Consider the following 15,809-nt stretch of genomic DNA (forward strand, 5'->3'; position numbering starts at 1 on the left):
TATACGAGCGGTAATAATTTTATTGCCGTTTTTTGTTACTTTTATGTTAAATTAAATACTCATTATAAAAAGATTTTAATGAAAAGATTGGTTTTGGGTTTATTGCTTTTGGCTTCATGGCAATTTTCCGCGCAGGAACTGTATATGCCGAGAAATATTAAGAAAGCATACGAAAACGGAACGCGTGATTTGTCGGGCGCTCCGGGTAAAAATTATTGGCAGAACAAAGGAATTTATAATGTTGAGGTAAAGGTTGATGCAGGTTCAAAGACGGTTTCAGGAAAAGAAACGATTACGTACAATAATAACAGTCCAAATGATCTGAATGAATTGGCGATAAGATTCGTTAATAATTTACATAAACCTCAGTCTCCAAGATCAGGAGTGGTTTCCAAAGATTTTTTGTCGTCGGGTTTACATATTAAATCATTTATCGTAAATGGTGAAAAATATACTATTGACAGCGAAAATTGGGGAACCGTTGAAAAGGTAAAATTAAATTCAGCTTTAAAATCAAAAACTAAAGCGGAAATAAAGATAGAATGGGAATATCCTTTATCTGTACAAAGTGGAAGGGAAGGACAGATTGATCCTGAAACTTTTTATGTGGCGTATTCTTTCCCAAGAGTTTCTGTTTATGATGATTACAACGGTTGGGATATGCTTCCTCACTCAGACAGACAGGAGTTTTACAATGATTTTAATGATTATAATTTCGCGATTACGGCTCCGAAAAATTTTGTCGTTTGGTCGACGGGAGATTTCCTGAATCCTGATGCTGTTCTTCAACCTGAATATTTGAAAAGATATAAATCTTCATTAAAAAGTGACAAGGTAATTCACATTGCAACGGAACACGAAATGAAGTCGGGAAAAGTAACGAAACAAAATAAATGGAACGTTTGGAAATTTAAAGCAAGCCACATCACGGATTTCTGTTTTGCATTAAGCAATCATTATGTTTGGGATGCGGCAAGTGTTCAGTTAAAAACAAAAAGAGCAAGTGTTCAGGCGGGTTATAAAGCGGATGCAAAAGATTTTGAACATTATGTTGAATGGATGCAGTATAACCTTGACTGGTTCTCTAAAAAATGGCCCGGAGTGGAATATCCTTACAATGCAATGACGGCAATTCAGGGATATGCAGATATGGAATATCCAATGATGATCAATGATACAAGTATTCCTGATGATTTTCAGGATGCGAGATTAACGGCAGATCACGAAATCGCACATACCTATTTCCCTTTCTACATGGGAATCAACGAAACGCGATATGCTTTCATGGATGAAGGTTGGGCAACAACTTTGGAATATTTAATCGGAATTGATGAAAACGGAGAAGCAAAAGCCAAAGAATTTTATCAGAATTTCAGAGTAAAAAGATGGATAAATGATCCTTCCGCAGAACAGGATCAACCGATTATCACGATGAGTACGCAGGTGAGCGGAGCAGGATACGGCAACAATTCTTACGTAAAAGCTTCTTTGTCTTATCTGGCTTTGAAAGATTATTTAGGTGATGATTTGTTTAAAAAAGCATTACTGCATTATATGAATAACTGGAACGGAAAACATCCTATTCCGTGGGATTATTTCAATTCGATGAATACGGGTTCCGGTAAAAATCTCAATTGGTTTTTCAACAATTGGTTTTACACTAACAATTATATCGATCTTAAAGTTACCAATGCTTCTCAAATGAATGATCTTTTGACGGTAAATGTTGATAATGTGGGTGGTTTTGCGATTCCTTTTGATACCGAAATCAGTTATGAAGACGGAACAGTTGAAAAACTGCATTTTTCTCCTTCAGTTTGGGAAAAGGATCAGAAACAGACGATGTTGACGGTTCCTATCAAGAAAAAAGTAAAATCGGTGAATCTGGATGGTGGTATTTTTATGGACTATACACCGAAAGATAATTCGAGAAATTTATAAGATTTATTTCTATCAAAAAATAAAATCCTTTCTCAAATTAATGGGAAAGGATTTTTCATTTAAGTTAAAATATGAGTGAATGTGTTTGTAAATTAAGATTCCGCGAAACCGTTTTTAATGGCAAAAACAGCAAGACCAACGCGGGTTTTAAGATCTAATTTGTCACAAAGCTGATCTCTATAGCTTTCAACCGTTCTCGGGCTGCAGCACATTTTATCAGCGATTTCTTTGTAGCTCAGTTCTGTTACCGTGTATCTTAAAAATTCTCTTTCGCGGTCTGAAATTCTTACATTATTTCCTGCATCTTCATTATTCATATTGGAAAAAATGATTTTGGATGCCCATTCCGGATAGAAAAAACCTTCGGAATTCAGTTTTGTAAGAGCGTTTTCAAGGTCTTTTGGATGGGTATTTTTCAGTAAATAGCCTTTTGCTCCGTTTTTGATCATTTTAATGACACTTTTATCGTCGCCTTGCATACTTAAAGCCATTACTTTAATGTTTGGATGATGTTCTTTAAGCCAAAGTACAGTTTCAAAACCATCCATGATCGGCATACTGATATCCATTAAAATAATATCCGGAATTTTGCTGTTGTTCTCAAATTTCTGAATGAGATCTTTACCGTTTTCGGCAACGTAAATGACTTCAAATTCTTTAAAATTATCAATAATTCCTTCTAAAGCTTTTGCGATAAGTACGTGATCATCAACGATCACTATCGTTTTTTTCATGGCTGTCTTTTTAAAATAATATTGAGCGTAGTTCCCAAATTTTTCTGACTTTCAAGGCTGAAATTGGCCCCGATGATTTCGGCTCTGTTTTTCATGTTGGTGAGACCGATTCCGTTTGATTTTGTGTTCGATTTATCAAATCCGACGCCGTCGTCTTTAATATTCAGTTCCCAAAGCGATTCTTCAGAAGTATTCAGATTAATGAAAATATTTTTGCATTTTGAATGTTTTATACTGTTCTGAATGAATTCCTGAGTAATTCTGAGAAGTACATTTTTGTGTACAAATCCCAAATCAAGCTGTTCGAAGTTGTGTTTAAAACTTACCATGCATTTTTTAAAACTGTTGGTATTGTCGACTTCTTCCTGAATTAAAGTTACGATTTCCTTCTGACTTATATTATCATCAGTCAAAGTTTTTGAAAGGCTTCTCAAATCCTGCAAAGACTGATTGATAATCTGCGAAACCTGTTCTATTCTTTCGCTTACTTCCGGAACCTTATTTTCATATAAAAGCTGTTGGGTGTAAAGGCTTACTAAAGTCAATTTCTGTCCGATATTATCATGAAGTTCACGTCCGATTTGCTGCATTGTTGCCTGTTGAATCTCCAATTGAGTGGCAAGAAGTTCTTTTTGGTGAATTTCGTTTTTTATTTCAATCTCATTTAAATATTCTTTTTTACGTTGCTTATATTTTCGGATGTAAACCATAATAGCAGCCACAAACAACACAAAAAATATGTTGAAAAGAATAATCGTTATTAAGAGCTCTGTCTTCCCCATATGAATGAAATTGAGAATAATAAATACATGACAACTCCTAATACTAAAAAAGTAGCATAATAAATGTTATAAATTTCTCTATATGACTTAAGCAATTCAAAGAACGTCCAGAATGGCAACGTTCCTATGTAAAATAAAGTTACGCCTAAATTAATATAAAACATTCTGTTTTTATCAAAATCAAGAATATTAGAAGAATTAATTTGTTTATAATATTCCATGACTACTAAAATCATAAGCATAAGACAGCCTAACGTGTAGTTTAATGAATACATTACTTTACGGGCTGAAGTGAAAAATAACTCACTTGGAATAAAAGAAATCACATACAGTAAAGATAATCCGATAAAAAGTTTTGGCTTGTTTAAAGATTTCGCAGCGTACAACCAATAAAAAAAGATAAATTCTATCGGGATTACGATATAATTATAAAAGCCAATCTTATTGAGGTCTACAATACTGGTTCCCCATTTTCCAATCGCTTCGGCAAGAAAAATAAAAACCAGATAATAGACAAAGTATCTCCAATATTGATTTTTTATACGATTATAGTATAAAACCGATATAACGGAACTAAGTCCTAACATCCAGAACATTCCTTCTTGCGCCATTTTTTGGAACTCTATCATTGTGTTATCTTTAAGATGTAAATTTTATTTTATTTAAAAAGATTCTGTTTTTGGGCTATCTGGTGGAATAAGATTTCCATGATTTTGGCAAATAACATCACCCTGCAATCCTCCATTTCTTGCAGAAGCCATTGCCAGTATTTCTCCATTATTTGAAGTCGAACTCATAGGATTAAAATCGTACGATAGCATCTCTCCGTTTTCGTCTTGCTCTTTCATGGTAGGAACTAAAACTAAAGTATGTCTTTCTGCGTATTCTTTTCCAATTGGTGTATCATTCATGATATCCCAGTTATCTTCTTTTGGATACGCCGCGTAATAAAATCTGATTCCTAAATCCTGATCTGTAACATTAGGATTGGTTTTCTGCGTTTCATTTTCAATATCAGAAATAAATTTTTTAAGGGTAGCTAAATCGAAATGGATAGAGTGTGCATCATCGATTCCCAATCTGTCTTTTACAAATGCTAAATGATTATTTCTGTAATTATTTACCAAAGTCTGGATAAAGTCACATGTCATTGTGTTTGGCACTGAATTTAGCTCAAGTGCTTCAACTTCTAAATGGTCTGAGTTAGGGTTTGTTTTCATAAAGCTAGTTTTATAAGTGAAATGTTAGTTGGTAATGCAAATTTCGGTAAAAAATGTGTTCTTGCGACACGGATTTTTCCTATTTATTTATGGGGTTTTTACGGATTGTAAATTTTAATTAAAATTATAAAGAATTTGGATAGATTTGCACGATTATTTAATTCATTAATCATAAACAATAAATTATTCAAATGAAAAGACAGACTATCGCATTATTTTGCATAGCAATATTTAGTATTTCATGTGCTAAGAAAGATGAAACTAAAGTAGATAGCAAATACACGGATGACCAAAAAGCTTCTTATTATATAGGTTTAAGTATTGCTCAAAATATGAAACGAGAAGGCTTCAAAGTGGATGCAGATCTTTTGGCTCAGGCAATTAAAGAAGAAATGGATGGGAAAAAAAAGCTGATGCCGGCTGAAGAAATGGATGCCTTTATGCAGGAGTTTATGCAGAAGCAACATGAAAAAAAGCAAGCTGTAGCGGGGCTACAAGCAGATGAAAATAAGAAAAAAGGTCTGGATTTTCTTACAAAAAATAAAAGTAATCCTAAAGTGAAAACGACAGCTTCAGGTTTACAATATGAAGTATTGCAGGAAGGTGATGGTAAAACAAAACCAAAAGCGTCAGATGTTGTACAGGTAAAATATACCGGAAAGCTTCTGGATGGAACTGTTTTCGACTCTACTGACAAAAACGGAGGCGCACCAATGGATATTAATCTGGGCGCGGTAATCAAAGGATGGACAGAAGGGATCCAACTTATGAGCAAAGGATCTAAATACAGATTTTACATTCCTTCGGATCTTGCTTATGGAGATAACGGAGCCGGACCAGCAATTCCCGCAGGAGCTACCATCATTTTTGATGTAGAATTAGTGAATATAAAATAGAAATATTGTTGATTGTAAGGTCGCTACAATGGAGTTTGCTTATTTTACGGCTAATATATTACAAATAGAATTTCCGCAGATTTTTTTGTCTGCGGAAATTCTTCAAAAATAATATATATGAAAAAAACTACTTACTTTTCTGTAGGTCTAAAAACCAGACCTGTTTCCTCGAAATAATCTAAAGTGATTCTGTCACCGTCATTTACTGTTCCTGCAAGAATTTCTCTGGATAATTTGTTTAAAACTTCCTGTTGAATAACTCTCTTCAACGGTCTTGCTCCGAAAGCCGGATCATATCCTTTATTCATCAGATAATCTACAGCGTCTTGTGTTGCTGTCATGATTATATTTCGTTTTGCCAGCATATCATTGAATCCTCTCAACTGATACGTTACGATTTTTCCGATTTCTTTTTTTCTTAAAGGTTGGAATAATACCACCTCATCAATTCTGTTTAAGAATTCCGGACGCAATGTCTGTTTCAATAAGTCAAAGACCTCATCTTTTGTTTTATCAACAATTTGATTCTGATTTTCATCAGTAATATTTTCAAAATTCTCCTGAATTAAATGTGAACCTAAATTCGAAGTCATAATGATAATCGAGTTTTTGAAATTCACGACTCTGCCTTTATTATCAGTTAATCGACCATCGTCCAAAACTTGCAACAACGTGTTGAAAACATCAGGATGTGCTTTTTCAATTTCATCTAAAAGCACCACTGAATAAGGTCTTCTTCTCACCGCTTCAGTTAATTGACCGCCTTCATCGTATCCAACATATCCAGGAGGCGCACCAACTAATCTCGACACCGAATGACGTTCCTGATATTCACTCATATCGATTCTCGTCATATTGTTTTCATCATCGAATAAAAACTCGGCTAATGCCTTTGCAAGCTCTGTTTTTCCGACTCCGGTTGTTCCTAAAAATAAGAATGATCCGATTGGTTTTTTATCATCACTTAATCCCGCTCTGTTTCTTCTGATCGCGTCTGCAACTGCGGTGATTGCTTCGTCTTGTCCAACAACTCTGTGATGAAGTTCGGTTTCAAGATTTAATAATTTTTCTCTTTCAGATTGTAATAATTTTGTCACAGGAATTCCTGTCCATTTTCCAATTACTTCAGAGATATTATCGGCTGTAACTTCTTCTTTAATTAATTCATTCTGATGGTTTTGCATCTCCAGTTCCAGTTTTTGCAAAGCATCTTCTTTTTCTTTTATTTTTCCGTACTGTATTTCAGCCACTTTTGCATAATCTCCTGCTCTTGAAGCTCTTTCTGCTTCCAGTTTCAGAGATTCTATATCTTTTTTGATGGATGTTAAATCCTCAGATTTTTGTTTTTCTTTAAGCCATTTAGCATTAATTTCATTTCTTTCTTCAGAAATTTTCGAAATATCTTCTTTTAAATGGTCAATTTTGGTCTGATTTCCTTCTCTTGAAATCGCTGCCAATTCAATTTCCATCTGCATTAATTTTCTGTCTAAAACGTCCAATTCTTCAGGTTTTGAATTGATTTCCATTCTTAATTTAGCCGAAGCTTCATCAATCAAGTCAATCGCTTTATCCGGTAAAAATCTGTCCGAAATATATCGTTGAGACATTTCCACCGCAGCAATAATCGCTTCGTCTTTGATTCTTACTTTGTGATGCGCTTCATATTTATCTTTAATTCCACGAAGAATTGAGATTGCAGATTCAGTATCCGGTTCCTCCACCATAACTTTCTGGAAACGTCTTTCAAGCGCTTTATCTTTTTCAAAATATTTTTGATATTCATTTAAAGTCGTTGCACCGATCGCTCTTAATTCTCCTCTTGCCAAAGCCGGTTTCAAAATATTTGCCGCGTCCATTGCTCCTTCACCACCTCCAGCTCCCACCAAAGTATGAATTTCGTCGATAAAAAGAATGATTTGCCCGTCTGATTTGATCACTTCATTCACAACAGATTTCAAACGCTCTTCAAATTCACCTTTATATTTTGCACCGGCAATCAGAGCTCCCATATCCAATGAATATAACGTTTTATCCATCAGGTTTTCAGGAATATCTCCGCTGATGATTCTGTGGGCAATTCCTTCTGCGATAGCAGTTTTACCAACACCCGGCTCACCAATTAAGATCGGATTGTTTTTCGTTCTTCTTGAAAGAATCTGTAAAACTCTCCTGATTTCTTCATCACGACCGATTACTGGATCTAATTTTCCTTCTGCTGCTAATTCATTGAAGTTTTTAGCGTATTTATTTAAAGATTGATAAGTCTCTTCTGAACTTGCAGAAGTTGCCTTACTGCCTTTTCTTAATTCTTTAATTCCGCCTTCCAAAAGACTTTTGGTTACGCCCATATCTTTCAGCATTTTAGAAACTTCAGAATTGGTTTCTAACAATGAAAGCCATAAATGTTCGATCGTTACGAATTCATCGCCCATTTTTTTAGCGATGTTGGGAGCATCAAGCAATACTTTATTTGCTGATTGTGAAAGGTAAATATTTCCTCCCTGTACTTTTGGAAGTTTTTCTAAATTTTCACGGTTGCGTTCTCTTACCAAATTAGCATCTGCTTCAGACTTTTTTAATAAGAAGGGTGATATATTTTCATCTACCTGAAAAATTCCTTCAAGTAAATGTTGAGGTTCAATTTGTTGGTTACCAAATTCCATTGCAACTTGTTGCGCAGCTTGGATGGCTTCCTGTGATTTTACAGTGTATTGATTTAAGTTCATATTTTGTATATTTTTGATTCTTTATTTTCTAGTTTTCAATTTTAGATTTTAGACATCAGATTTCAGACCATAAGACTCAAATAAATGTTAATTTTTAAAATCAGATTTCTAATTTCTGATGCCCTCAATCTTATTTAATCATTTAATTCTGATGGGTATATCGCAAAAATCGTTCAATTGTTGAATTTTCAAAAATATTGGACAAAATTTCCGAAATGTGTATTATTAATTCGTTTAGGAAAGACAAATTTTCCGATTTAGATAATTTGAATTAAAAATTATGGAAAAACAGTCATATTTATAATGAATCATTTTAATCCTTTGAAGATTTGCACTCTGTCATTCTGAACGAAGCAAAGCGGAGTGAAGAATCTCTAATAATAAGTTTAGATTCTTTCTTCGTCAGAATAACAAGAAGAATGTTCTCAACGTAATGGAAGTTGCACGTTTAAAAATCATTCCCTCAAAATCAAAATATTAAAATCAAAATAATTACTTTTGCGATTATCTGATGGAGTTAAAAGAAAAACAAAGAAAAATATTAGACGTTGCGGTAGAACTTTTCAAGGAGAAAGGGTATATGGGCAGCTCTGTGAGGGATTTGGCAACAAAACTCAATATTAAGGCGGCTTCTTTATATGCGCATATTCGCTCAAAAGAAGAAATTCTGGAATGGATTTGTTTTGGCATCGCTCAGGAATTCTTTGACGAACTTCAAGAAGTAAAAAACACCAATATTCCACCAAAGGAAAAACTGAATCTCTTTATTGATAAACATTTATCGGTTGTTCTTAAAAACCGTGATGTTACTCACATTTATTCCAACGAATGGAAACATTTGGAAGAAAGATTACCCGAATTTGTAGAATTAAGAAAAAACTATCAACAGGAAGTTGAAGAATTGATTTCTGAAATTTACAAAGCCGAAAACTGGGAATTGAGATCATCTGCTTTTACGACAAGATTTATTCTTCATACTTTAAACAATTCATATTTCTGGTTTAAAAGAAACATTGAATCAACTATTGAAATTACTGATGAAATAAGGGATAAAATTCTTTTTGGGTTGTTGGGAAATCAGAAGAGATGAGCACTCTCATTGTCATTCTGACGAAGGAAAGATCTAAACTTAGTATTAGAGATTCCATGCTCCAATTCGTTTCGCTTTGAATTACAAACTTTGTGGTTGTTATTATGCATCAAGTTGTCATTTCGACGAAGGAGAAATCTATCATTAATAGATTAAAAATAGATATTTCACTCCGCTTTGCTAAGTTCTGAATGACAAAAGCATCGTAAAATCGGCCTTAAATTCAACCTCAATCTTACCATCAATTATTTAGAATCATTCAAAATATGATGAAAATCATGAAAATTTTTGTCAGCTTACAAAATCTTTTTAAATTTACCTAACAAATGTTAGTTAGTTAAGATATGGATTTTTCAGTTGAATACTTAGAACTCGACCAATTGAGAAAACTCCAGTCGGAAAGATTGGTGAATTTGGTGGGTTATCTTGAGGAGAAGTCGGATTTTTATAAAGGAAAATTTAATGAAGCAGGAATATCTCCACAAGAGGTCAGGTCGATTGAGGATATTACGAAACTTCCGATTACTTACAAGCAAGATTTAAGAGACAATTATCCGTTCGGATTATTTACCGTTCCCAAAAATGAATTACAGAGAATTCACTGTTCAAGCGGAACAACGGGAAAACCAACGGTAGTAGGATATACAAAAGAAGACGTTGATTTATTCAGCGAAGTAGTAGCAAGATCTTTGAATGCGGCCGGAGCGAAACCCGGAATGCAGTTGCATAACGCGTACGGTTACGGAATTTTCACAGGCGGACTGGGATTACATTACGGAGCAGAAAAATTAGGAATGAGCGTTCTTCCGATTTCGGGAGGAATGACAACGAGACAGGTTGATTTAATTATAGATTTTAAACCTGAAGTTATTTGTTGCTCACCTTCTTATGCTTTAACAATCGCTGATGAATTTGCAAAACGTGGAGTTTCTGCGGACGAAATCAGTTTAAAATATGCCGTTTTAGGTTCAGAGCCTTGGACGGAAATTATAAGACATCATATTGAAGAAAGATTAGGTGTTCATGCAACCAATATTTATGGGTTAAGTGAAATTATCGGACCTGGAGTTTCAATGGAAGATTTTGAAGAAAAAGGAGGCTCTTACATTTGGGAAGACCATTTTTATCCTGAAATTTTAGACCCGATTACAAAACAGCCCGTTCCTTTTGGGGAAGAAGGCGTTTTGGTGATTACGACTTTAACGAAAAAAGCGATGCCGCTTTTACGTTACTGGACAAACGATATTACCAGTCTTTATTATGATGAAAACTCAAAAAGATCAATGGTGAAAATGCGACCAATTCTTGGAAGAGCCGATGATATGTTGATCGTAAGAGGAGTAAATGTATATCCAAGTCAGATTGAGGAAGCGTTTTCTCATGTGGAAGGTGTGGTTCCGAATTATTATTTAACACCAATTGAAAAAGAACAAATGTGTGTGGCGTTGGATATTGATCTGGAAATTGATGATGAATTTGTGAAAGCACAACAAATTGAAATTAATACCGATGATTATGCTATTTTTGTCGGAAACTTTGGAAAAAGTATAGAAAACGAAATAAAAAAACGAGTAGGAATAACCACGAAAGTGAAAATTCATGCTCAGGACAGTTTGCCTAAGTGCGAAGGTGGAAAAATTAATAGAATACTTAAAACAAAATGAATTCATTTTATAAATTAAAAACTGTAAGGGTTCAGAAAGATACCAACGATGCTGTGAATGTAGCCGTTGAAATTCCTGAGGAGCTGAAAGATAAATTCAGATTCAAGCAGGGGCAGTATCTTAACTTCCGAATGATGATCAACGGGAACGAAGAGAGACGTTCTTATTCTATCTGCAATGCTCCAAGTGAAAAAAGCAGCACGCTGGAAGTATTGGTGAAATTATTGGAAAACGGAAAAGTTTCGGGTTATTTCAATGAGCATCTTCACATGGACGAAATCCTTGAAGTGATGCCTCCAATGGGCGGTTTCAATACGTCTTATCACCCGACAAACGTGAAAACGTATGTTGGTTTGGCGGCAGGAAGCGGAATCTCTCCGGTGTTGTCAAATATTAAAGAAAGTCTTTATCAAGAGCCGAATTCGAACGCTTATTTGTTCTACAGCAACAGAAGCATGAATCACGTGATGAAAAAGGCTGAAATCGATAAGTTGGTTGAAACTTTTAACGGAAGACTGAAAGTTGTTTATTTAGTAAGCCGTGAACAGCATGAAGACCCGATTTTTGAAGGAAGAATTTCTCCTGAAAAATTAGATCAGTTGTTTGAAAGATATACAGATATCGATGTTAAAGAATCGACTTTCTTCATTTGCGGACCTTCTGAAATGATTAAAGGAATCGCAGATTATTTGAAGAAAGATAAAAAAGTGCCGGCAATTCAGGTTTTATTTGAATATTTTACTGCTCCAAACGAAGAAAATACGGAGGAAATGAGCGATGAATTCAAAGCTATTGCCAACATCGAAAGTATGGTAACCGTAATCATCGATGATGATGAATATTCGTTCCATTTGAATTCAAAAAAAGAGAGTATCTTAGATAAAGCATTGAAAGACAATCTTCCTGTGCCTTTCGCGTGTAAAGGAGGAGTTTGTTGTACGTGTAAAGCCGAAGTTTTAGAAGGTGAAGTTTTCATGGAGAAAAACTACGCGCTTACCGAAGAAGAAGTGGCCAGAGGCTTCGTTCTTACCTGTCAATGTCACCCGACAACGAATGTGGTGATGCTTAATTATGATGTTTAATTTTTTGTAAAATGTAAAATGTATAATGTAAAAAGTACGTTGTACAACCGACATTTTACTTTAATACAAAAATTATGGATTTAGAAAAATTTGTACAATACGTACACGACGAAAATAAAGTAGAACCAAAAGATGTAATGCCCGATGATTACAGAAAACTATTGGTTCGTCAGATTTCACAGCATGCACATTCTGAAATTGTCGGAATGTTGCCGGAAGCCAACTGGATTTCCAGAGCACCTTCATTGAGAAGAAAAATGGCTCTTTTGGCTAAAGTTCAGGATGAAGCAGGTCACGGTTTATACCTTTATTCTGCAACTGAAACCTTAGGAAACGGAACAATCAGAGCGGATAGAGACGCAACCTATGACGATATGTTGGAAGGAAAAGCAAAATATTCAAGTATTTTCAACTATCCTACATTAAGTTGGGCAGATATCGGCGCGATCGGTTGGTTGGTTGATGGTGCAGCAATCATGAATCAGGTAATGTTGATGGGGAATTCTTACGGTCCTTATTCAAGAGCGATGGTGAAAATCTGTAAAGAAGAATCTTTCCACCAAAGACAGGGTTACGAGATTTTGATGGCGCTTTGTCGTGGTACAAAACAGCAGAAAGAAATGGCTCAGGCTTCGTTAAACCGTTTCTGGTGGCCGGCTTTAATGATGTTTGGTCCAAATGACGACAGTTCGCCAAACTCTAAAATTTCTATGAATTATAGAGTAAAAAGAGAAAGTAACGATAGTCTTCGTCAGAGATTTATCGACGTTACGGTTTCTCAGGCTGAGTTTTTAGGATTAACAGTTCCGGACAAAGATTTAAAATGGAATGAGGAAAGACAACACTACGATTTCGGAGAACTTCCTTGGGATGAATTCATGGAAATCTTAAAAGGAAATGGTCCTGCCAACAAAAAGCGTATCGAAACCAAGAGAAAAGCGCAAAGAGAAAATTCTTGGGTAAAAGAAGCAGCGGCAGCTTTCGCAGAAAAACAGGAAAAAATTTCAATATAACAATATACCAATGTAAAAATGTAACAATCATTGTCATGCTGAGCTTGTCGAAGCATCTCATTGGTAAACTGGTACATTGATACATTGTTAAATTTAATTTTATTTATGGCAAATTTAGATATGTGGGAAGTGTTTATTCAGACTAAACCGGGATTATCTCACAAACACGTTGGAATTGTACAGGCACCAACAGCAGAAATGGCTTTGCAGAACGCAAGAGACGTTTATACAAGAAGAAAAGAAGGTACTTCCGTTTGGGTTGTTCCAAGTAAATATATCGTGACTTCAGAAGGAATTGATAAAGAAGCATTCTTTGATCCGGCTGATGATAAATTGTACCGTCACCCAACGTTCTACGACATTCCAAACGATGTAAAAAATATGTAATTAATAAAGATTTGAAGATGCAAGATATCAGATACTAGACTTTTTGTCAATCTGAAATCTAATGTCTGAAATCTGAAATCTACTAAACAATGAACCCATTATATAATTATTTATTAAAACTAGCAGACGACAGTTTCATTATGGGACAGCGTTTGTCTGCGTGGTGCGGTGAAGGCCCTTATTTGGAGGAAGATATTGCATTAACGAATATCGCGTTGGATGAACTTGGTCAGGCAAATAACTTTTACGTTTATGCTTCAAGAGTGATCGATAACGGAAAAAGTGAAGATGATTTGGCATTTTTAAGATATGAACACGAATATGTAAATGCGCACTGGACAGAACTTCCAAACGAAGACTATGCTCATACGATTTTAAAGGTTTATGTTTTCGCAGTGTATCAGAAATTGATGTACGAAGCATTATCAAATTCTACGAATGAAGAACTTTCTGCTATTGCTCAGAAATCTTTGAAAGAAGTAAGATACCACTACACTCACACTGCTTCTTGGATGAAAATTTTCGCTCAGGGAACAGAAGAAAGTAAATCCCGTTTAGAAAAAGCGATTGAAAATATCTGGGAATATACAAAAGGTTTATTCGCAAAAACAGAAGGAGAAGATGACTTGGTGGCTTTAAATATTGCTCCAAATACAGATGCTCTTTACGAAGAATTTTTAGCGATTACACAGAAAGATTTTGCAGATTTTCAATTAGAATATCCTACGAATCCTTTCATGCAGCCAAAATCTAGAACAGGATATCATACAGAATATTTCGGATTTATGCTTTGTGAATTGCAGTATATGCAGAGAGCGTATCCGGGTTGTACGTGGTAAGAAAAATGTACCAATATATCAATCTAACAGTCTAACAATGATTGTTACGTTGATATATTGTTAAATTGTTAGATTTGAAATTGAAAAATCCTTTAGAAATATTAGAACTTGTTCCCGATCCGGAAATTCCGGTAATCAATATTGTGGAATTAGGTATTGTAAGAGAAGCGAAAATTACAAGCGAGAATTCTTGTGAGGTAATCATTACGCCGACTTATTCTGCCTGTCCCGCCATGTTTACCATTGAGGAAGACATCATGAAAATCATGAAAGAAAACGGTTGGGATGCGAAAGTAGTTACCAAAATGTTTCCGATTTGGACGACGGATTGGTTGACAGATGAAGCGAGAGAAAAACTTCGTGTGTACGGAATCACACCTCCTGAAAAAGGAGCCGATGAACATCACATCGGGAAACCGAAAAAATGTCCGCGTTGTGGTTCTATGCATTCAAAACAGATCAGCAGATTCGGGTCTACATTATGCAAGGCTTCGTATCAGTGTTTAGACTGTTTAGAGCCTTTTGACTATTTTAAATGTCATTAAAAATGATTAACTTTAAAGAAACAATCATTTTAACATTAACCTATTAATAACCAATTTAATATGTATACACAACTTGATATTGAAACGCATTTTGACGGAAAACTGAAAATTGCCTACCTAAATCAGCCGGAAACTATGAACGCGCTTACAAAGCCGTCTTTATCAGATCTTAAAGATTTTATTAAAGAATGCAGCGAAGATCCAACAGTAAGATGTGTTGCCATTTCGGGTAGAGGAAGAGCTTTTTGTTCCGGTCAAAATCTGGATGATGCGTTTGTTCAAGGTAACGAACACCATGATAATGATATCATCAGAAAGATTGTAGTAGATTATTACAACCCTTTGGTTACGGAAATTACACGTTGCAAAAAACCTGTAGTTGCATTGGTAAACGGTCCTGCAGTAGGAGCTGGAGCAATGTTGGCATTGATTTGTGATTTCGTTTTAGCTTCTGATAAAGCATATTTTGCTCAGGCATTTTCAAATATTGGTTTAATTCCAGATACGGGAGGAACGTATTTCTTACCGAAATTATTGGGAAGACAATTGGCAAATTATTTGGCATTTACAGGTAAGAAATTATCTGCTGAAGAATCAAAATCTTATGGTTTGGTGGCTGAAGTTTTTACTGAAGAGGAATTCGCTTCTAAATCACTGGAAATTTTAGAGAAAACATCAAATATGCCGACTGTTGGACTTAAATTAACCAAAAAAGCATTCGCTGCTTCTTACAACAATACGCTGAAAGAGCAATTGGAACTGGAAGGAGATTTACAGCAGGAAGCTGCAGAAACAGAAGATTTTAAAGAAGGTGTAAGTGCCTTTCTAGGAAAAAGAAAACCTAATTATAAAGGAAGATAAAAATTATAGAATTTAGAAATTAGAGGTTA

At 35.0% G+C, this 15,809-nt stretch carries 15 protein-coding genes; 10 read left to right on the forward strand and 5 right to left on the reverse strand.

Annotated elements, in window-relative coordinates; all coding sequences use genetic code 11:
- Positions 1–78: 78 nt before the first annotated feature.
- Positions 79–1,941, forward strand: a complete 1,863-nt coding sequence (locus ABD940_RS12855) for a M1 family metallopeptidase (protein ID WP_345204485.1) — start codon at positions 79–81, stop codon at positions 1,939–1,941.
- A gap of 92 nt (positions 1,942–2,033) precedes the next feature.
- Here the strand turns inward: ABD940_RS12855 and ABD940_RS12860 are convergent, their stop codons facing one another.
- The 4 genes from ABD940_RS12860 to ABD940_RS12875 are packed head-to-tail and all read right to left on the reverse strand — an operon-like array spanning position 2,034 to position 4,677.
- Positions 2,034–2,675, reverse strand: a complete 642-nt coding sequence (locus tag ABD940_RS12860; RefSeq protein WP_345204488.1) for a response regulator — start codon at positions 2,673–2,675, stop codon at positions 2,034–2,036.
- Complete coding sequence (locus ABD940_RS12865) at positions 2,672–3,457, reverse strand: sensor histidine kinase (protein WP_345204490.1); 786 nt, start codon at positions 3,455–3,457, stop codon at positions 2,672–2,674. Before ABD940_RS12865 ends, ABD940_RS12860 begins: the two co-directional genes overlap by 4 nt.
- The gene (locus tag ABD940_RS12870; protein WP_345204493.1) at positions 3,436–4,086 is read right to left on the reverse strand and encodes a hypothetical protein; all 651 of its coding nucleotides are present in this window, start codon (positions 4,084–4,086) and stop codon (positions 3,436–3,438) included. Before ABD940_RS12870 ends, ABD940_RS12865 begins: the two co-directional genes overlap by 22 nt.
- A gap of 33 nt (positions 4,087–4,119) precedes the next feature.
- Positions 4,120–4,677 (reverse strand): hypothetical protein, encoded by a 558-nt coding sequence (locus ABD940_RS12875; RefSeq protein ID WP_345204495.1) that lies wholly within the window; start codon positions 4,675–4,677, stop codon positions 4,120–4,122.
- A 191-nt stretch (positions 4,678–4,868) separates the two neighbouring features.
- Here ABD940_RS12875 and bamJ point away from each other — a divergent pair, with 191 nt between their 5' ends.
- On the forward strand, positions 4,869–5,573 hold the full coding sequence (gene bamJ / locus ABD940_RS12880; protein ID WP_345204498.1) for a BamJ family beta-barrel-assembly machinery protein: 705 nt from the start codon (positions 4,869–4,871) through the stop codon (positions 5,571–5,573).
- A gap of 131 nt (positions 5,574–5,704) precedes the next feature.
- Here the strand turns inward: bamJ and clpB are convergent, their stop codons facing one another.
- The gene (clpB, locus tag ABD940_RS12885) at positions 5,705–8,299 is read right to left on the reverse strand and encodes an ATP-dependent chaperone ClpB (RefSeq protein WP_345204500.1); all 2,595 of its coding nucleotides are present in this window, start codon (positions 8,297–8,299) and stop codon (positions 5,705–5,707) included.
- A 511-nt stretch (positions 8,300–8,810) separates the two neighbouring features.
- Here clpB and ABD940_RS12890 point away from each other — a divergent pair.
- The 8 genes from ABD940_RS12890 (at position 8,811) to ABD940_RS12925 (ending at position 15,780) form a co-directional block, all read left to right on the forward strand.
- The gene (locus ABD940_RS12890; protein WP_345204502.1) at positions 8,811–9,389 is read left to right on the forward strand and encodes a TetR/AcrR family transcriptional regulator; all 579 of its coding nucleotides are present in this window, start codon (positions 8,811–8,813) and stop codon (positions 9,387–9,389) included.
- Between the two features lie 344 nt (positions 9,390–9,733).
- On the forward strand, positions 9,734–11,053 hold the full coding sequence (locus ABD940_RS12895; RefSeq protein WP_345204505.1) for a phenylacetate--CoA ligase family protein: 1,320 nt from the start codon (positions 9,734–9,736) through the stop codon (positions 11,051–11,053).
- Complete coding sequence (locus ABD940_RS12900; protein ID WP_345204508.1) at positions 11,050–12,135, forward strand: 2Fe-2S iron-sulfur cluster-binding protein; 1,086 nt, start codon at positions 11,050–11,052, stop codon at positions 12,133–12,135. Before ABD940_RS12895 ends, ABD940_RS12900 begins: the two co-directional genes overlap by 4 nt.
- Before the next feature lie 74 nt (positions 12,136–12,209).
- Positions 12,210–13,148, forward strand: a complete 939-nt coding sequence (gene paaA / locus ABD940_RS12905; protein ID WP_259110624.1) for a 1,2-phenylacetyl-CoA epoxidase subunit PaaA — start codon at positions 12,210–12,212, stop codon at positions 13,146–13,148.
- 105 nt (positions 13,149–13,253) lie between these two features.
- On the forward strand, positions 13,254–13,535 hold the full coding sequence (paaB, locus tag ABD940_RS12910) for a 1,2-phenylacetyl-CoA epoxidase subunit PaaB (RefSeq protein WP_034679196.1): 282 nt from the start codon (positions 13,254–13,256) through the stop codon (positions 13,533–13,535).
- An 89-nt stretch (positions 13,536–13,624) separates the two neighbouring features.
- Positions 13,625–14,374: a 1,2-phenylacetyl-CoA epoxidase subunit PaaC gene (gene paaC, locus ABD940_RS12915; protein WP_345204517.1), complete on the forward strand. Its 750-nt coding sequence runs from the start codon at positions 13,625–13,627 to the stop codon at positions 14,372–14,374.
- An 80-nt stretch (positions 14,375–14,454) separates the two neighbouring features.
- Positions 14,455–14,919, forward strand: a complete 465-nt coding sequence (gene paaD, locus ABD940_RS12920) for a 1,2-phenylacetyl-CoA epoxidase subunit PaaD (RefSeq protein WP_345204520.1) — start codon at positions 14,455–14,457, stop codon at positions 14,917–14,919.
- A 60-nt stretch (positions 14,920–14,979) separates the two neighbouring features.
- Positions 14,980–15,780 carry an enoyl-CoA hydratase-related protein gene (locus tag ABD940_RS12925; RefSeq protein ID WP_345204523.1) on the forward strand — a complete coding sequence of 267 codons (801 nt, stop codon included), beginning with the start codon at positions 14,980–14,982 and terminating at the stop codon, positions 15,778–15,780.
- Positions 15,781–15,809 lie beyond the last annotated feature (29 nt).

Source organism: Chryseobacterium ginsengisoli, from assembly GCF_039542325.1.
Classification (GTDB): domain Bacteria; phylum Bacteroidota; class Bacteroidia; order Flavobacteriales; family Weeksellaceae; genus Chryseobacterium; species Chryseobacterium ginsengisoli.